The sequence below is a fragment of the Desulfobulbus oligotrophicus genome (assembly GCF_016446285.1).
Lineage (GTDB): Bacteria > Desulfobacterota > Desulfobulbia > Desulfobulbales > Desulfobulbaceae > Desulfobulbus > Desulfobulbus oligotrophicus.
The window spans coordinates 2,274,201-2,291,252 of record NZ_CP054140.1; the positions used below are offsets into that span (position 1 = coordinate 2,274,201).

The 17,052-nt window shown below is 47.3% G+C and carries 17 protein-coding genes and 1 pseudogene; 10 read left to right on the forward strand and 8 right to left on the reverse strand.

Annotated elements, in window-relative coordinates; translation table 11 throughout:
- Positions 1-15: 15 nt before the first annotated feature.
- Positions 16-639: a ribosome biogenesis GTP-binding protein YihA/YsxC gene (gene yihA, locus HP555_RS10310; protein WP_199262174.1), complete on the forward strand. Its 624-nt coding sequence runs from the start codon at positions 16-18 to the stop codon at positions 637-639.
- Here yihA and lepA read toward each other — a convergent pair.
- A complete protein-coding gene (lepA, locus tag HP555_RS10315) occupies positions 623-2,416 on the reverse strand; it encodes a translation elongation factor 4 (protein WP_199262176.1) in 1,794 nt (597 codons plus the stop codon). The genes yihA and lepA overlap by 17 nt on opposite strands.
- Positions 2,417-2,623: 207 nt before the next feature.
- Here lepA and HP555_RS10320 point away from each other — a divergent pair, with 207 nt between their 5' ends.
- The 3 genes from HP555_RS10320 (at position 2,624) to greA (ending at position 5,464) form a co-directional block, all read left to right on the forward strand.
- Positions 2,624-3,610 (forward strand): sigma-70 family RNA polymerase sigma factor, encoded by a 987-nt coding sequence (locus HP555_RS10320; RefSeq protein ID WP_199262177.1) that lies wholly within the window; start codon positions 2,624-2,626, stop codon positions 3,608-3,610.
- 50 nt (positions 3,611-3,660) lie between these two features.
- On the forward strand, positions 3,661-4,848 hold the full coding sequence (locus tag HP555_RS10325; RefSeq protein ID WP_199262179.1) for a DegT/DnrJ/EryC1/StrS family aminotransferase: 1,188 nt from the start codon (positions 3,661-3,663) through the stop codon (positions 4,846-4,848).
- 130 nt (positions 4,849-4,978) lie between these two features.
- Positions 4,979-5,464: a transcription elongation factor GreA gene (gene greA / locus HP555_RS10330; RefSeq protein ID WP_199262181.1), complete on the forward strand. Its 486-nt coding sequence runs from the start codon at positions 4,979-4,981 to the stop codon at positions 5,462-5,464.
- A 104-nt stretch (positions 5,465-5,568) separates the two neighbouring features.
- Here greA and HP555_RS10335 read toward each other — a convergent pair whose 3' ends face one another.
- Positions 5,569-6,147: a TetR/AcrR family transcriptional regulator gene (locus HP555_RS10335; RefSeq protein ID WP_199262183.1), complete on the reverse strand. Its 579-nt coding sequence runs from the start codon at positions 6,145-6,147 to the stop codon at positions 5,569-5,571.
- Positions 6,148-6,366: 219 nt separating this feature from the next.
- Here HP555_RS10335 and purD point away from each other — a divergent pair, with 219 nt between their 5' ends.
- Genes purD through HP555_RS10350 form a run of 3 tightly spaced genes read left to right on the forward strand, consistent with a single transcriptional unit; the run spans position 6,367 to position 9,117 of the window.
- Entirely contained in the window at positions 6,367-8,139 is a 1,773-nt protein-coding gene (gene purD / locus HP555_RS10340) for a phosphoribosylamine--glycine ligase (RefSeq protein ID WP_199262185.1), read from the forward strand.
- Positions 8,136-8,798, forward strand: a complete 663-nt coding sequence (locus HP555_RS10345; protein ID WP_269846841.1) for an L-threonylcarbamoyladenylate synthase — start codon at positions 8,136-8,138, stop codon at positions 8,796-8,798. Before purD ends, HP555_RS10345 begins: the two co-directional genes overlap by 4 nt.
- The gene (locus tag HP555_RS10350; protein ID WP_199262187.1) at positions 8,791-9,117 is read left to right on the forward strand and encodes an Hpt domain-containing protein; all 327 of its coding nucleotides are present in this window, start codon (positions 8,791-8,793) and stop codon (positions 9,115-9,117) included. Before HP555_RS10345 ends, HP555_RS10350 begins: the two co-directional genes overlap by 8 nt.
- Before the next feature lie 90 nt (positions 9,118-9,207).
- Here HP555_RS10350 and HP555_RS10355 read toward each other — a convergent pair whose 3' ends face one another.
- A complete protein-coding gene (locus HP555_RS10355) occupies positions 9,208-9,954 on the reverse strand; it encodes a rhodanese-like domain-containing protein (RefSeq protein ID WP_199262189.1) in 747 nt (248 codons plus the stop codon).
- Between the two features lie 3 nt (positions 9,955-9,957).
- A complete protein-coding gene (locus tag HP555_RS10360; protein ID WP_233249302.1) occupies positions 9,958-10,527 on the reverse strand; it encodes a rhodanese-like domain-containing protein in 570 nt (189 codons plus the stop codon).
- A gap of 569 nt (positions 10,528-11,096) precedes the next feature.
- On the opposite strand from HP555_RS10360, the gene HP555_RS10365 reads away from it, so the two are divergent.
- On the forward strand, positions 11,097-12,893 hold the full coding sequence (locus HP555_RS10365) for an NAD-dependent malic enzyme (RefSeq protein ID WP_199262193.1): 1,797 nt from the start codon (positions 11,097-11,099) through the stop codon (positions 12,891-12,893).
- A 145-nt stretch (positions 12,894-13,038) separates the two neighbouring features.
- Here HP555_RS10365 and HP555_RS10370 read toward each other — a convergent pair.
- Positions 13,039-13,197, reverse strand: a pseudogene (locus tag HP555_RS10370) (IS5/IS1182 family transposase); the annotation flags it as partial.
- A gap of 349 nt (positions 13,198-13,546) precedes the next feature.
- On the opposite strand from HP555_RS10370, the gene HP555_RS10375 reads away from it, so the two are divergent.
- Entirely contained in the window at positions 13,547-14,326 is a 780-nt protein-coding gene (locus tag HP555_RS10375) for a DUF169 domain-containing protein (RefSeq protein ID WP_199262196.1), read from the forward strand.
- A 24-nt stretch (positions 14,327-14,350) separates the two neighbouring features.
- Here the strand turns inward: HP555_RS10375 and HP555_RS10380 are convergent, their stop codons facing one another.
- Positions 14,351-14,536: a hypothetical protein gene (locus tag HP555_RS10380; protein ID WP_199262198.1), complete on the reverse strand. Its 186-nt coding sequence runs from the start codon at positions 14,534-14,536 to the stop codon at positions 14,351-14,353.
- Positions 14,537-15,041: 505 nt separating this feature from the next.
- Between HP555_RS10380 and HP555_RS10385 the strand changes: the two genes are divergently transcribed.
- A complete protein-coding gene (locus HP555_RS10385; protein WP_199262199.1) occupies positions 15,042-15,236 on the forward strand; it encodes a hypothetical protein in 195 nt (64 codons plus the stop codon).
- 182 nt (positions 15,237-15,418) lie between these two features.
- Here the strand turns inward: HP555_RS10385 and HP555_RS10390 are convergent, their stop codons facing one another.
- Together HP555_RS10390 and HP555_RS10395 are read right to left on the reverse strand one after the other, a co-directional pair.
- Positions 15,419-15,877, reverse strand: coding sequence for a PepSY domain-containing protein (locus tag HP555_RS10390; RefSeq protein ID WP_199262201.1), 459 nt, complete (start codon positions 15,875-15,877; stop codon positions 15,419-15,421).
- Between the two features lie 274 nt (positions 15,878-16,151).
- Positions 16,152-16,991, reverse strand: coding sequence for a hypothetical protein (locus tag HP555_RS10395; protein ID WP_199262203.1), 840 nt, complete (start codon positions 16,989-16,991; stop codon positions 16,152-16,154).
- Positions 16,992-17,052 lie beyond the last annotated feature (61 nt).

Genomic DNA, 17,052 nt, shown 5'->3' on the forward strand with positions numbered 1-17,052 from the left:
GAGACACACTGTCGGATGGATTTCAGAAAGGTACAGTTTTGTCTGTCCGCTCACACTGTTGGTCAACTGCCGCCTCCTGAGTACCCGGAGGTGGCCTTTGCCGGTCGATCCAATGTCGGCAAATCGAGTCTGATCAATCGGCTGGTGGAGCGAGTGAACCTGGTCAAAACGAGCGGCAAACCCGGAAAGACACAGAGCCTGAATTATTTTACTGTAGAGAATACTTTATATCTCGTTGATCTGCCGGGGTATGGTTTTGCCCGGGTCTCTCATCAGACCAGACAGAAGTGGGAGGAGTTGATCGGTGGTTATATTGAATCACGATCAACCCTTGTCTGTGTAGTGGTTGTGATCGATTTACGCCATGAACTCAAAGAGCTGGATCGTGAACTGATACAGTGGCTACGGTATTTGGATGTGCCGTGTCTGCCGGTGTATACAAAAGCAGATAAACTGTCGTTCGGTCGGCAGCAGAAACATGCTGCACTGCTTGACGCCGGTCTGACCCTTTATGCTGACCAGCGAATCATCTTTTCTGCCCGAACCGGCCAGGGTGTTGCCGCTTTGCGTCAACACCTGACCACCTATGCAGCGTCATTGCAACGTGCATCCATGCCTCCAGTTAATGATCCGACTTGAGGACGGCTAAAAAGGCGCGTTGTGGAATCTCAACATTACCAACGGTCTTCATTCTTTTTTTACCTTCCTTCTGCTTTTCTAATAATTTCCTTTTTCTGCTGATATCGCCGCCGTAACATTTGGCAGTTACATCTTTACGCAGGGCGGATATGGTTTCCCGGGCAATAACTGTTCCACCGATCGCGGCCTGGATGGCAATTTTAAACAGCTGCCTGGGGATCTCTTCCTTCAGCCGTTCGCACGCTTTCAGGCCACGTTCACGAGCTTTGCTTCGATGCGTCAGCTGGGAAAGGGCGTCAACCTGTTCTCCGTTTACTAAAATATCCAGTTTGATCAAGTCACTGGGCCGATAATCGGTGAGTTCGTAATCAAAGGAACCATACCCCTGTGTCACTGACTTTAACCGATCATAAAAGTCGTAAATCACCTCAGCCAGCGGCAGTTCACAGGTAAACTCTATTCGGCCGGGCATCGGGTAGTGATACTTGGTGTTTTCGCCCCGGCGTTCCATGCACAGCGTCATCACAGCACCCATATATCGTTCCGGGATATGAATAGTGGCTTTGATATAGGGCTCTTCAACGCGCGCAATGGAACCGGGGTCCGGGAAGAAAGAAGGGTTATCCACTTCCACCATGGTCTGGTCCTGCAGATAGAATTTATACTTGACCGAAGGTACGGTGAGGATCAGCGAAATATCAAACTCCCGTTCGAGTCGTTCCTGAACGACCTCCAGGTGAAGAAGGCCCAGAAATCCGCAGCGGAATCCAAAGCCGAGCGCTGCTGAAGAGTCCTTTTGAAAGGTGAGTGCAGCATCGTTTAACTTCAACTTTTCCAGGGCATTGGCCAGGTCTTCGTACTCATCGGTAGCTATCGGATACAGTGAGGAGAACACCACTTGCTGCACTTCCCGAAAACCCGGCAACGGGGCGGCACAGGGGCGATCTTTATGGGTAATGGTGTCACCCGGTCGTGTATCGGACACAGTCTTGACACCGGCTACAAGATACCCGACTTCACCGGCTGACAGTTGTTGGCACGGTTCCCGACGCAGACGAAAAATGCCGAGCTCTTCTATGCGGTATTCAGCTCCATTGGACATGAAAAGAATATGATCTCCGGTGCGGACCGTCCCGTTCATGATGCGCACAGAGATGATCGTGCCTCTGTACGGGTCATAGTTGGCATCAAAAATAAGGGCTTCAAGGGGGTTGTCCGGATCTCCCTGCGGTGGTGGTAACAACCGGATTATCGCGTTCAGCAGTTCCGGGACACCCTGGCCGGTTTTGGCGGAACACTTCTGTATTGTTTCGCCTGCCAATCCCAGATCTTCTTCAATTTGGCCGGCTATCTTTTCAGGTTCAGCTGCAGGCAGGTCGATTTTGTTGATGACAGGGATGATTTCGAGGTCGTTCTCCATGGCGAGAAACAGGTTTGCCAGTGTTTGTGCTTCAATTCCCTGGGAGGCATCTATTAAGAGCAGGGCGCCTTCGCAGGAGGCAAGGGCACGAGAAACTTCATAACTGAAATCAACATGACCAGGGGTGTCAACGAGATTGAGCGTGTAGGTGTTGCCGTCGTCGGCCTGGAAAGGCAGACAGATGGTTTGGGATTTAATGGTGATACCCCTTTCCCGTTCAATATCCATGTTGTCAAGCATCTGATTTTTGAATTCACGGTCCGTGACGATCTTACACGTTTGAATCATACGGTCGGCAAGGGTTGACTTGCCATGGTCGATGTGAGCGATTATGCTGAAATTTCTAATGTTTTTCATACTGTATATAAAAGGGATAGAGAAAAGGGAAAACTCGACAGGAAGAGGGTAGCTTACCACGAAATGGTGAAAAAAAACCACATCAGACAAATGCTGATATATTCAAGTGTTTTTTTTTTTATAATCGAGTAGTGTTCCTGTGAAAACCCTGCCTGTGAGATGACCCTCCTCGCAGGGTTGTGTTTTCCAACGATATACCAGAATTTCATGACAAAACAGAGAGAAATCGACAAACTGGAGCAGAGCAGACAACCACAGCGCGCCTTGATGTTGACCAGTCAGGACGACAATCTTCCTGCGGTCAGTAATCCCGCTTTGCACCGTTATCTTCAGGAGATCAGCCAGTATGAGCTGCTGAGCCGTGAAGAGACTGAAGAACTCGCCATCCGTTTTCAGGATACCGGCGACCCGGACGCGGCATACCGTTTGGTGTCCTCCAATCTTCGTTTAGTAGTGAAGGTTGCCATGGATTTCCAGAAGTACTGGATGCAAAATTTTATGGATCTGGTTCAGGAAGGTAATGTCGGGTTAGTCCAGGCAACCAAAAAATTTGATCCGTACCGTGGTGTTAAATTTTCTTACTATGCAGCGTATTGGATTCGTGCCTATATCCTCAAATTCATTATGGACAACTGGAGACTGGTCAAAATAGGCACGACCCAGGCCCAGCGTAAGTTGTTTTTCAGTCTGAACAAAGAAAAAAAACTTCTTGAATCCCAGGGGTTCAAACCTGAAGTCAAATTACTGGCAGAACGTTTGAACGTCAAGGAAAGTGAAGTCATTGAAATGAGTCAACGCCTGGAAAACTGGGATGTTTCTCTGGAAGCGCCGGTGCGTAGCGACTCTGAGGATGAGCAGAAAAGCTTTTTACCCCATGACGGGCCTGGTGTGGAAGAGGTTGTGGCAAGTCAGCAAATCCGTGACCGACTGACATCAATCCTTGCTCAGCTGAGCACCCGGCTCAATGACAAGGAACAGATGATTCTGAACACCAGACTGTTGAGCGATGATCCCAAAACTCTGCAAACCATTGCCGACGAATTTAATATTTCACGCGAACGAGTTCGTCAGATTGAAGCGAATCTGCTGAAAAAACTGCGCAAACAACTTGAAAAAGAAATGCCCGATATTCAGGACTTCCTAGACGGAGACGGTGTGATACTCGCCGCTGGTCCTGATACCTCATCATCCTGACCACTTTAGTTTTTCTACCCTTTTCCTCCTATTCCATGAGTGCTTAACGAATGAATGTACCTTTGCTTGATTTGAAACCGCAACTGGCGGCCTTGCGCCCTCAGATCATGGAAGCTGTGACCCGGATCATTGATTCCACTGGTTACATACTCGGTCCGGAAGTTGTCGAATTTGAACAGAAGATTGCACGTTACTGCGGAACGGATGAGGCGATCGGTGTCAGTTCCGGTACGGATGCTCTGCTGGCGGCCCTGATGTCACTCGATATAGGGCCGGGCGACCTTGTTCTCACCACCCCTTATACGTTCTTTGCGACCATGGGCACGGTTCTTCGGGTGGGAGCAAAACCATTATTTGTCGATATTGAGCCGAGGAGCTTCAACATCGACCCTGAGGCCATTGAGCAGGCACTTGCTGCAGATCGCAGCTCCGGTTGTCATGTTAAAGCGATCATGCCTGTCCATCTCTACGGTCAGTGTGCCGACATGCAGCGCATCGGCGCTCTTGCAGAAAAATATGAGATACCGGTTATTGAAGACGCTGCACAGGCAATAGGTGCCGAGTATCCATTTGCAGACAGTGGAAAAACTGTCTGGAAACGTGCCGGATCTCTTGGACTTTGTGGTTGTTTCTCCTTTTTTCCGAGTAAAAACCTCGGCGGTATAGGCGATGGTGGCATGATTACCACCTCAGACTCCGTGTTTGCCGATACTGTTCGCTCCAATCGTAACCATGGTGCTGAGCCAAAGTACTATCATTCCCGGGTCGGTGGCAACTTTCGTCTCGATCCAATTCAGGCTGCTGTTCTCAGCGTTAAGCTGGAGTATCTTGAATCGTGGCATGCATGCCGCAGACGAAATGCAGCACTGTATCGTCAGTACTTTCAGCAGGCCGGGCTTATTGATAATCCGGTTACCTTGCCGGAGGCTGTTTATGCAGCATTTGCTGGAGCGGAACAACACAATCATCATGTGTACAACCAGTTTGTCATTCTTGTTCCTGAAAGGGACAGTTTACGTGAATACCTGCAGCGCCATTCAATCGGAAGTGAAATTTATTATCCTTTAAGCCTGCATCAACAAGAATGTCTTCGTGCAAAGGAGTATCAACAGGCCTCCTATCCGATTGCAGAACATGCTGCAGCCCATTCTTTAGCTCTGCCGATTTTCCCTGAGCTCACCCCTGAACAACTTGCGTACGTTGTTGAAATTATAGAGCAGTTTTACCGAACTCGATAGATGTTGATTTGTTGAGGCCTTCAGTACATTGAATCGGCCTGGATGCAATCGCCGCCTGAAGGCTGATATGGCCATGGGCGGTTTTTTATGGAATATTTTAAGTTGAATAATGTTTGCAGGAGGAAAGAGCATGGTGGAACGTGTCCCGATGTCTGTAACGGGAAATCTACAGCTTCGTGACGAGCTGGAGCGCCTTGAACGTGTTGAGCGACCCGAAATTGTTAAAGCGATTGAGGTGGCACGGGCACATGGTGATCTCAGTGAGAACGCCGAATATCATGCGGCAAAAGAACGCCAAAGTCTGGTCGAGGGAAGAATTCTCGAACTGAAGGACAAGCTGGGGCGAGCAGAAGTTATTGACTGTTCAAAAGTCTCCATTCATCGTGCCGTGTTTGGCACCGTGGTTGTTCTGATGGATCTGACGACTGAAGTTGAGGTAACGTATCAGCTTTTAGGGCCGGAAGAATCAGATGTAAAAAAAGGATCTATTTCAGTCTTTTCACCCCTGGGGCAGGCCTTGTTGGGTAAGGAAGTCGGTGATGAAGTGATAACCAAGGCACCAAAGGGAAGCAGAGCGTATGAAATTATAACTATAACTGCTTCGTCAATACGGTAGAAGCTTGCGGCTTTTGTTCAGGATGCAGCAGCGGGTAGGGATAAGCAGAAAGGGGAGGTGTCTGAAGGGAGCAATTGTGCAAAGAGAAACACAGTACACGGTGCTCAGGCAAGTAATCCTGTCTGCATTATATTGGAAATCTGCGAACTGATCTCTTCAATGCTGTACTGAGAAGAGACTTCTGTGTAAAAAATGGATATCTCATCCAGTGCGCCGAAAATAAGTTGCCGGGCTATTTCCGGTCTGATATCACTGCGGAAAACCCCGGTCTCCTGACCAAGTGTAATAATAGAGCTGATGATGTTGAGATATTCATTGAATTTATTCTTGCGATATTCTTTGACCAGTTTGCTGGTCTGTCGCAGTTCAACATGGATAACTTCAGCAAGATAGCGATTTTTTTTCATCTCCTCGAGATGAAGCATAACAAAGAGTGTTAACTTCTTCTGAGGATCGCTTTCCTTTTCAAGGAGCTGACCGATATGTTCTATCAGTTTGCCGACCTCTTGCTCGAAAACGGAAAGAAGAATGTCAAACTTATTGTTAAAATAGAGATAAATAGTGCCGTCCGCCACCTTGGCTTCCTTGGCAACGTCAGAGATTCTGGCGTTAAAAAAACCTTTTTTCGCAAAAACCTTTGTGGCAGCTCGTATTATCTTGCGATGTTTATCTGCAGATTTCATTTTATATGTCAAAACACACGGTTACTGTGAAAAATGAATGAATCCTCATTCTGAACGTACCAGCTTGAACGATGAATTGTCAAGAAAAATGCCCCTGTACATTGCATGATATACTTGGAAAAATGTGCAAAATTGAGCATTATTCGCGTCGTTGATATGACGACTCGATCTTAAGGGGCAGGATGTCGCGGATGTTTAACAAAGGAGGAGGGGGGTGAGATGAAAGTTTTGGTGATTGGTGGCGGTGGCCGTGAACATACACTTGTCTGGAAACTGCGGCAGTCCTCACAGGTCGATGCCATCTACTGTGCGCCGGGAAATGCAGGGATCAAAACCATGGCGCAGTGTATAGATATCTCTGCAGGCGATATTGAAGCATTGCTTGCCTTTGCTCTTCAGGAGAAAATTGATCTTACTGTTGTCGGGCCGGAGGAGCCGTTGACAAAGGGGGTTGTTGATCTTTTTGAAAAGAATGGCTTACGCATTTTTGGACCTGACAGTAAAGGTGCTCTACTTGAAGGCAGCAAGGTTTTTTCCAAGAATTTTCTCAAAAAATATACTATTCCCAGTGCTCGTTTTGCATCTTTTACAAAACGAGGGGCTGCAAAAAAATATATCGCCTCGATCGGTGCCCCCTGTGTTGTCAAAGCAGACGGCCTTGCTGCAGGAAAAGGGGTTATTGTTGCGCAGACAGTTGCAGAAGCTGAGCAGGCTGTTGACTTGATCATGAAGGACAAGGCCTTTGGTGCTGCCGGAAATGAGGTGGTGATCGAAGAGTTTCTCACCGGTGAAGAGGCATCGTTCATTGCTTTCACAGACGGCAAAACTGTGCTCCCTCTCCCGACCTCGCAAGATCACAAGGCCATATATGATGGAGATCAGGGGCCCAATACCGGTGGAATGGGAGCATATTCACCAGCACCGGTCATGACCGATACGTTAATTAATCGTGTCATGGAAGAGGTGATGCTGCCTACTGTGCGCGGTATGGCAGCTGAAGGTCGACCGTATAAAGGTATGCTTTATGCCGGTCTGATGATCAAAGGTGATCAGTTCAGTGTACTTGAGTTTAACTGTCGTTTTGGAGACCCTGAGTGTCAGCCTCTGTTAATGCGTCTGCATACAGATCTTGTTGATATCCTGAATGCGTGCATTGATGGGACTCTTGATAAGGTGGAACTTGTTATCGATCCTCGTCCTACGGTTTGTGTGGTTATGGCCTCTGGCGGATACCCCGGCAAATATACGGTTGGTCGTGTGATTACAGGCTTACAAAAGGCTGCAAAAATTGACGGAGTTGAAATTTTTCATGCCGGAACTGCAGAGAAAGCGCGGAAAATTGTGACGAACGGCGGTCGGGTTTTAGGTGTAACCGCAATAGGGGAGACGATCCAAGAAGCCATAGATCGGGCCTATCTGGCTGTGAAAGAGATCGATTGGCAGGGATGCTATTATCGGCACGATATAGGGTACCGGGCTTTAATGCGATCGGATAAATCGCTGCAACCGGTTGTCGGCATTGTTATGGGCAGTGACTCTGATTTACCGATTATGCGGGCTGCTGCAGACTTTTTAACATCTGTTGGAGTGGAGTTTGAGATGCGTATCACCTCAGCTCATCGCACACCGGACGAGGCCTGCACCTATGCCCGAACAGCAAAACAACGTGGTCTGCAACTCATTATCGCCGGTGCCGGTATGGCAGCCCACCTTGCCGGGGTACTTGCGGCGCATACCATCTTGCCGGTTATTGGTGTTCCCCTGGAAGCCTCTTCTTTAAATGGCCTTGACGCCCTGCTCTCAACAGTGCAAATGCCACCTGGAGTTCCTGTCGCCACGATGGGAATCGGTAAAGCCGGTGCCAAAAACGCTGCAGTTTTGGCAGTTCGTATCCTGGCCCTGCAAGATGAAGAGCTGCAAAGACAGTTGGAAAAATATGCACTGGACATGGCTGAAGAAGTAGCTGAGAAAAATAGAGCTCTATCCATGTGATCCGGCCTGTTACTGCAGATAATATAAGTGTGAGCCATGCTGCCCGTATTTTGCGGGCCGGAGGCGTGGTCGCTTTTCCAACGGAGACTTATTACGGTCTTGCTGCTGATCCGTTTAATCCCTCTGCTCTGGCGCGGTTGTTTCAAGTAAAGCAACGACCGCGCCAGTTGCCGATACTTGTTTTGGTGGAAAACAGCTCTCAACTGAAACTGTTCACCAGCACGGTACCTGTGATGTATCATCTTTTAATTGATACCTTCTGGCCTGGTCCTTTAACCCTCATTTTCCAGGCACTACCAACACTTCCAGATCAACTGACAGGGAAAACAGGGACTGTCGGTATACGTTATTCTCCCAATCCGACAGCTAATGCTTTAATTCAGGCGTTCAACAGCCCCATCACGGCGACGAGTGCAAACATCAGCGGTTTACCCGCTGCAACCTCGGCGGAAGAGATCTCGCAGATGTTTGTTGATGGCATTGATCTTATTTTGGACGGTGGTCCCACCCCCGGCGGGAGCGGGTCGACACTTGTTGGTCTTGACAAGGGCCGGCTAGTCTGCATTCGCAAGGGGCAAATTGATTTTGCTCGAATTAAGAGATGTGCTGACCGACTCTTTGAGTCATTGAGGGAATATTCTGGAGACGATTATGAGTAATAATCTGCAGTGGAATAAAACTTTTGCCTTAGAGCAAACAGCAGGTAATGAAGAGTTGCTGGAAGAGCTGCTGGTGCTGTTTAAGAACTCCGCAGCCGCCGACTATATACTGTTACAAGAAGGGGTAAAGAAGAATAACCCCGAGGTCGTGATGCATGCGGCCCACAGTATAAAAGGAGCCGCCTCCAGTCTGGGGATAGAGGGTATCCGACAGCTAGCTCATGCTATGGAGATCGATAGCCGGAACAACTCCGTTGTTGTGGCACGGGATACATTACCTGCAATGGCGGAACTTATGACACAACTGCAGGTTCTTTAATCAATTCAGGCACAAAAAACGGGCTAAGATTGCTGCTTTGAGCGGTCTCAGCCCGGAGGCTTATGTGACAGTGAACATGTAAGTTCAAGGTTATGGCCTGATTATTTCACAATCACATTCAGCATCTTTAATGTTGAGAAGGAGAAACTTGGCATCAAAACCGTTTTTTATCAGCTCTTCATAGGCCATGTCAGCCCTGGCACCGGTGGAGCAGTGAACATAAATCTTTTTATCTTTTGGCAGTTCATTGAGACGGTTGGGAATCTCATCCAAAGGAATATTGATAGTATTTTTGAAAATACCTAATTCCGCCACCTCCTCTTTGGTGCGAGCATCCACAATGATGGCATTTTTGTCTTCACCTGAGGCTACCTTGCGGAAATCCGCTACCGATACCTCTCCCTTACCTAATATTCGTACCCATTTGATTTCAGTGTTATAAATAGGGCCTTTTTCGGTTTTACCTTTGGCCTTTACCCAGCCTTCATACCCACCATCAACCAGGGAGACAAAGTTAAAGCCTTCTTCTCGAACATCGGCGAGTGCATCCATGATCACATCTTCATCGCCGTACAGGACAATGGGGGCATTGCGGGGAACATCATCGAGTTTGTCTTCCAGCATATGATAGGGAACACTGTAGGCACCCATGATTCGCCCGGCAATAGCGTTGGCAGTTGAACGGGTGTCAATAAGAACAACGTTACCGTTTACAATAAAGTCTGTTGTTGAATAGGTGGGCAGGTTAGCCTTGGCCCACTCGGGTTCTCCGTCCAGATAAACACGAACATCATTGTATCCTAATTTTTTCGCCAGACCGGCGGAAGCGGTAGACATACCTCATGTGGGCCCTCCACAATAAAAAACAAGGGGTATGTCTCTGTTTTCAGGAAGAACACCAGCCTGTTTTTCTTCTAAAAGCGGAACAGGAATGGAGTGTGCTCCAGGTAAGTGGGACTGACCGTAGCGAGCAGTCGGGCGTGAATCAACGAGAAAGAGCGGACTTTGAGTGGTAATTAATTTTTCCAGTTCAGGTGTTTTGATCTCAGTCGTCCCGGCAGGGAGTTTGGCAAGTTTTAATTGGACGTCTGTAGCAAAGGCGTCATTGCCACGCATCTCATAAGCTATGCTCACAGCTTTACCCTTGGCTACCTGACTAAGACCGGTGGTGGTGGTGTCGAACTTGACCATCATCACCTTGGCTTGCTCACCTTTGCCGATCGCAATGGAAATGCTCTGGGCTCGTTCTGAAAAACCAGTGACTTCACCTTCGTATATGAGGGGTTCTTGTTTTTGTACAGTCTCTGTTGCGGCTAGAGATTGTGTTTTCTCCACTGTTTTCGTTCCCGCACATCCACCGGCAAGCAAGGCCAGCATGAGGCAAACGGGAATCAGTCGTAACGGCTTCATTTTCACGGCAGTTCCTCCTTGGCAAAATGGTTAAGGATAAGAAAACCTTTGACAGAGCACGGGAGCTCTCAGTTGCGTCAATACATTACCTTACAACGGTAAGGACTTGCAAATAAGAAAATTTGTTAAACATGAGTTTTTTGTAGAATAACGAACTGTATTCCTTGCAGCCAACCTGTTTTTTGTTTTCATCTGTCTATTTTGATGGAGCCATATAAAGCAGCTGAAAAATCATATGCCGGCTCTTTCCGGACAATCTGCTGTAAAGTAAATGTTGTCTGTGCTTTAATCTGTGGCAGGAATTTCCGGTGTGAACAGGAACAAGAGGGTGATCTGTAATTTATTGCAGATGGCAGGCTATAATGAGGTACTCTTGTCAGACCTGTTGTGTGTACGTGTTACCATGTAAAATGGGTATAGAGGGCAAAGGTTCAAGCGGATACCCTTGACAGTCAATCCAGAGTCTGTCATGTAGAGAACAGCGCAGTGGAATGCTGGCATGCTAAGCGTGGTGATACGCTGTAATTATATATATTTATTAAGAAACTGAAATTTGAGAGCAACGTGGAATGTATAAGATAACACACGAACAAAATGAGCTGATCATCCGTTTTGAAAAAGAGCTGGTGGATGGCGAAACGCTGTCACGATTTCTTAATCACATCAACTTGCAGTCCATGTTGAAAAAAACGGCAAGAAGTGATGCCGGTGATCGACTGCGAGCCAGCAGTCGTCTTGCCGCTTTGCCCACCGGTATCTCTTTGCTGCGTGAACCAACCTTGAATAAAGGGTCAGCCTTCACCCTGGAGGAGCGTGAAGCTCTCGGTTTATCAGGATTATTGCCTCCTCGTGTCCATACTCTTGACGAACAGGTACAACGAATTCTAAAAAATCTGCGCACACAGTCCACTGATATCGAACGCTACGTCTATCTGATCGCACTGCAAGATCGAAATAAAACGCTGTTTTATCGTGTTCTTCTCGATAATATAGAAGAACTGATGCCCATTGTGTACACACCGACCGTTGGCCAGGCTTGTCTGCAATTCGGTCAGATTTTTCGACGGCCCCGAGGTATATACATTACGGCTCGTGACAAGGGGCGAGTGGCAGAGCTGCTTGGCAACTGGCCGTATAACGATATCCGTATAATCGTTGTCACCGACGGAGAACGTATTCTGGGTCTTGGGGATCTTGGAGCCGATGGTATGGGAATACCAGTGGGTAAATTGGCTCTTTATTCTGTTTGTGCCGGTATTCATCCCAGCTTAAGCTTACCTGTCACCCTCGATATGGGTACGGATAATGCCAGGTTGCTCAACGACCCTCTGTATACAGGGCTGCAGCATCCTCGAATTCGCGGTGAGCTGTATGACGAGATGATTGAAGAGTTTATCCTGGCTGTTCAGCAGGTATACCCAGGGGCGCTTATTCAATTTGAAGATTTTGCCAACCGCAATGCCTTTCGCCTGCTGAAACAGTATCGTGACCAGGTCTGCTGCTTTAATGACGATATTCAGGGGACAGCGTCGGTTACCGTTGCCGGTGTCTTTTCTGCGCTTCGTATTACCGGAGGAACTCTCAAGAATCAGCGCTTTCTTTTTCTGGGGGCAGGAGAGGCAGGGCTGGGGACCGGTGAACTCCTGGTTTCGGCAATGATCGGAGAAGGGTTGTCACTGGAAGAGGCGAGGCAGCGTTGCTGGTATTTTGACAGCAAGGGGTTGATCGTCAAAGATCGTACCGACCTGAGCGGACATAAACTTCACTATGCCCATGATCATCCGCAGGTGGCCGGCTTTCTGGAAGCCATAGAGCTGTTGAAACCCCAGGCCATCATCGGTGTTTCAGGACAGCCGAAGCGATTCACCCCTGAGATTCTGGAAGCCATGGCCCGGATCAATGAACGACCTATTGTTTTTTCGCTTTCCAATCCAACCTCTAAATCAGAATGCACTGCTGAGGAAGCATACACATGGACCGATGGCCGAGCTATTTTTGCCAGTGGCAGTCCTTTTGATCCGGTGGTTACCCATGGTCGTAAACTGTATCCATCGCAGGGAAACAATGTGTATATTTTTCCTGGTGTCGGTATGGGGGTTATGGCCAGCGGAGCTGTGCGGGTAACTGATGAAATGTTCCTGACAGCAGCCCGCATTGTTGCTGGCGAGGTTGCTGAAAATGATCTCCATTACGGGAGAATCTTCCCTCCACTACCAAGGATCCGGGAAGTCTCTCAGGCTGTTGCCACTGCTGTGGCTGAATTGGCATATAAACAGGGTCTGGCTACTCGTCCCAGACCGGATGATCTGCAGGCATACATACAGTCATTAATGTTTGAGCCGCTTTATCAGGATTATATCGAATAGAGTTCAGATACAGTTTAAGATAATCGATAAGCAGATCCGTCAGAGGGGGCACCTGACTGTTTTTCCGTCATGATGCCCTGCTGTTTTTCATTTCCCAAGGTGCATTAAGCCGTTCAGGTGAGGAGTTTCCCTCTTATTCAGAGGCAACAGTTTTCATCCAACCGAATATCTCTTCCACCTGTTTGCGTTCCTTCCGGCTCACAGCATAGCCTGCATGACGGGTGGTCCGACCATTGATGGCGAACCCTCTGGGTTTTTGCGCCACCTGCGAAGTGACGGTCAGGCTGCGCAGGTCATCGACGAACTCCAATTTTGGATTGCGGTTGTCACCAGGAGAGACCGGAGACTCATCATTCTTGGGCGAAAGCTCTTCAGCGATGCCCACGTAAAAGGTTGCTCCGTTTGAAATCGGTTGAGCGCATACAGTCGGAGTGTACGGTCCAGTTTTACTTATTGAATAAAAGGTGATTTTATACTGTTCGTGTATACCATTTAGCCTTGAGAGTTATGTTGTCGTTATGTTATTCAGTATAGATCGCTAATTTTCAGTAACCCTTATTGTGATGTATAAAGTGTGACATATAAAACCTTGGTAATGTTCAATATTATTTAAGTCCAGAAAAGGTGGTATGTAAAATATCACGGAGGCGTTTATGACTTATTCTGAAATGCAAAAACTTCTCATGGAAGAACTTCGGCTCTATCATTATCCTATTGCTGTGAAGTTTTTTTATGACCCTGAAAAAGTAGCACTTTTTAAAGAAAAGGCGGACGAATACCATTTGCCTCTTAAGGCGATGACATTTTGCCAGTGGGAACTCGCGGCACGAATGAAGGGCCAGGTTGTGTATAGCGAAGTGGATGGCCTGGGGTGCGGAAACGCTAAATACTGTTTTGGTTGGAAAGAGTTGGATGAAGGGGAAATAAAAGGACATGCAAAATATGTGAAAGATTTGGAACAGGCGGAACGTTTTGTGTTGTCCAAGTCGCGGTTGCCACCCGGATTACTCGGCATTGCTGTTGCTCCCCTGACCAAGGCAGATATTTTTGAAGGGCCGGATACAGTTCACTTCTATTGTGACAATATGCAAGCCTACCACTTGGCTGTTGATTATATGGCAGCAACAGACACACATCCGCTACAAACAAACATCACCATGAATTCTTCCGCATGTGGTGGTAATGTCTGGAGTTTTGTGAACCAGAAGTTCAATATGCTGCCCGCATGTTCTGGCAGCTATAATGCCGGGAAGACAGAGCGTGGTGAAATAAATGTTATCATTCCAGGCAGTCAGATTGAGGCTGTTGTGAACAGGCTGAAAGAACGGATCGATACTCTTGGAAGCAGTGCGATCACTCGCCCCGGGGATGGATTTCCAGGGGCTGATATCTGTAAAAACTGTCCGCTAATTGTGTTCAAAAAAACAAAATGATGCGTCATGGCGCTGTGTAGTTTATCATTGACATACGCCTGACAAATCGGCAACCTGCACTTTTATACGATCTTCTTGGCCATCTCCGTTTATGGGGATGGTCTTGTTTTTTCCCACCAGCACTTCCTGTAACGCACCATGGAGAAGTTGATCACCGTAGACATCCGTTTTAAATGGGTTGTACATCTTCAGCTCTGTTGTTCTGATCATTAACGATTTGCTCATATTCCGAACGTTACAAAACAATATATTGACCCACTTGAAAAACTGTTTGATTTTTCAGCGTTTTTTGTAAAGGCCGGCAATATTCTTGGCTTTACGATAATGCGTAGTGGTGACAAACTGATACTTGGCACCGGTTTTTATTGTCAAACCGAAGCAGTCTGGAGTCGCTTGGCTCAGAACAGAAAAAAACCATGAAAACGCTGTTAAATCTCATTTCAAGTCAAGCCTCAATGATGATGCAGAAGTCTTCAAAATTCTGAAAGATATGGACTTTTCTCCTGACAGGAAGAGCAATGACTAAAAATTTTGATGTTATTCAGCAGGCCACGCAGTGGCATCGCAGAATCCAGGAGAGACAGGAATTCGGCGATCAGGTGCAGGATGACTTTTAAGGAGTAGCCGGCAGACCTGAAGAAGAGGGTTTTCCCGGTAACTCGGTTCGCATTGTGGATGAGTTGTAAGACAGGAAAAAGTACTGGTGGAGAGGTTGTTGAAAACGATCTTCATTATAGTTGGATCTTCCCACCATTACCAAAAATCCATGAAGTCTCCCCGGCCGTTGGCTACTGCTGCGGCTGAACCAGCCTATAAAGAGAGGCTTGCCATTCGCCCCAAGCCAGACGATCTGCAGGCATACATGCAATCATTGATGTTTGATCCGGTATATCAAGAATCTATTGAATAGAGTTCAACAAAAAAATAAAAGCCGCAAGCTGACAGATCGCACACCTTAAACAGCCTGTTGTTGTAAGGCAGATGTAATTTTACAAGTATGAAATTAAACACATTGTTCGTTATGTCTGTGCGACAGATCCTGGCAAACGGCTTATGAGCTCTGGTAAAAGAGAGCTCACTCCAGCTTTGCTTTTAACGCCACAGATTACCGGTTATCGGATCTACTGCAAGTTTGATTTTTTGTCTGTGCTTGCGCAGTTTGACTTCCCACACTCCGTTGTCAAACTCTACTTCTGTGATAGTTCCCAACCCCTGTGCTTCCACTGAGCGAACGATAGCAGAAAGAGGAATGGACCCCTGCGGCGGTATCTCATCAGAACGGGTCCATTTTCGGCGCACCTCGTCAGCACTGTACGGTGAGAGATAGAGTTTTTGACAGTCTCTTCTGCCGCACACCTTTACTTCCCACATCCGGTCATCAAATTCAGCTTCAGTAATAGTTCCCTGTTGTCGTGCTTCCACGGACTGCAGGATGGAGGAAAGCGGCCGGCTGTCTGGTGGCGGAATATCATCGGCATGAACAGTAGGTATCAGCGGGAACAGGGCAGAGAGAAACAGTGTTAAAATACCGACGGCTGTTTGTTTACGCATGAGCTCCTCCAGTCTGAGGTGAGGGTATGCTCCTGTGTTTAGCAAAGATGTGTGTAAAAAGCCATCTCTGCAAGAATATGACAGGTACAGGAAGTCGAGAAACAGGGTAGAACAGACATTGCCTGTTCATTAGAGATGCCTAAAGAGAGAAACGATCCGTCTGCCCTGCCAAAGGGGCAGGCAGTACACCGCAGGTAACAGCCACAGTAAGGCGCGGCTGGATTGTAGACAGATGGAAGACTTACCCGTAATCTTACCTGTGTAGAGCACAGGGTTAGAGATCACCTGCTGGTTGCTCTTCATTTGGGCAGTCATTCGGCGGATGTTCAAGGAGCAGTTTGGCAAGTTTTTCAACCTTTGGCAGGTTGTCCATTATGGTTTCATAGGCATCCAGTGCTCCCGGTGAGAGAGGACCACGTTTTGCACGTGGATGAACACACCGATTTCTGATCTCTCTGATGTTTTTGATGACATCTTCTGTGTATTCCGGATTAAACGCACCTGCATGTCTGGCTACACGTTCATCAAAAGGGCTCGGATGCTGCTGGAGTGATTGTTGTTTGTCAAAAAAATATTCAATAACTTTATAAAACTGTTCGTACTGTAAAAAAAGATTGTCAGTTTTTTTAGCTGCTGCATAGTAGTTTACAGCCACAGGGTTGGCAAAATACTCCTTGATCTTCTCCGACTCTATCGATCCGCCAACACTCCATTCGGTTACCACAGATGAACTCCTCATTGGCGGATATCTGGCGAGTATCTCTTCTTCCTCAGGTGTTTCAGGAAACACTTCTGGATATTCAAGATCAATCTTATTGTGATCAAAAACTTCAATCGATGTCTGTATAAAAATAACACTGGCCAGGTAAACCGTCAGTTCATGGGTGATAAACTCAAGTTTCCTGGAGCTGCTCTTGTCTACCAGATCTTTCAAATAGGGGGCAACCGCCTCCATCTCAAGGTTAGAAATTTTAAGAAGTATACGTTGCAAGTAGCCTGTATTTTGATCGTTATACAGTTTTATGTCTATGTTGGGAGTAAGGGAGATCGTTTGTTTTTCCGGCAGTTTAATCTCTAGTTTTTCGTTAATGGGAATGGTGTACACTGCGCGCATAAGCTTTCTTTCAACCAGTTCAGGTGCTTGAGAGGATAGGTCGGCAATATAACCGACATCC

Coding starts and splice junctions, on each gene's coding strand:
- greA (WP_199262181.1), top strand. CDS start 4,979: ATGGTGGAACGTGTCCCGATGTCTGTAACGGGAAATCTACAGCTTCGT.
- HP555_RS10365 (WP_199262193.1), top strand. CDS start 11,097: ATGTATAAGATAACACACGAACAAAATGAGCTGATCATCCGTTTTGAA.
- HP555_RS10380 (WP_199262198.1), bottom strand. CDS start 14,536: ATGATCAGAACAACAGAGCTGAAGATGTACAACCCATTTAAAACGGAT.
- HP555_RS10335 (WP_199262183.1), bottom strand. CDS start 6,147: ATGAAATCTGCAGATAAACATCGCAAGATAATACGAGCTGCCACAAAG.
- HP555_RS10390 (WP_199262201.1), bottom strand. CDS start 15,877: ATGCGTAAACAAACAGCCGTCGGTATTTTAACACTGTTTCTCTCTGCC.
- HP555_RS10350 (WP_199262187.1), top strand. CDS start 8,791: ATGAGTAATAATCTGCAGTGGAATAAAACTTTTGCCTTAGAGCAAACA.
- HP555_RS10355 (WP_199262189.1), bottom strand. CDS start 9,954: ATGTCTACCGCTTCCGCCGGTCTGGCGAAAAAATTAGGATACAATGAT.
- HP555_RS10320 (WP_199262177.1), top strand. CDS start 2,624: ATGACAAAACAGAGAGAAATCGACAAACTGGAGCAGAGCAGACAACCA.
- HP555_RS10325 (WP_199262179.1), top strand. CDS start 3,661: ATGAATGTACCTTTGCTTGATTTGAAACCGCAACTGGCGGCCTTGCGC.
- yihA (WP_199262174.1), top strand. CDS start 16: ATGGATTTCAGAAAGGTACAGTTTTGTCTGTCCGCTCACACTGTTGGT.
- lepA (WP_199262176.1), bottom strand. CDS start 2,416: ATGAAAAACATTAGAAATTTCAGCATAATCGCTCACATCGACCATGGC.
- HP555_RS10360 (WP_233249302.1), bottom strand. CDS start 10,527: ATGAAGCCGTTACGACTGATTCCCGTTTGCCTCATGCTGGCCTTGCTT.
- HP555_RS10395 (WP_199262203.1), bottom strand. CDS start 16,991: ATGCGCGCAGTGTACACCATTCCCATTAACGAAAAACTAGAGATTAAA.
- HP555_RS10375 (WP_199262196.1), top strand. CDS start 13,547: ATGACTTATTCTGAAATGCAAAAACTTCTCATGGAAGAACTTCGGCTC.
- purD (WP_199262185.1), top strand. CDS start 6,367: ATGAAAGTTTTGGTGATTGGTGGCGGTGGCCGTGAACATACACTTGTC.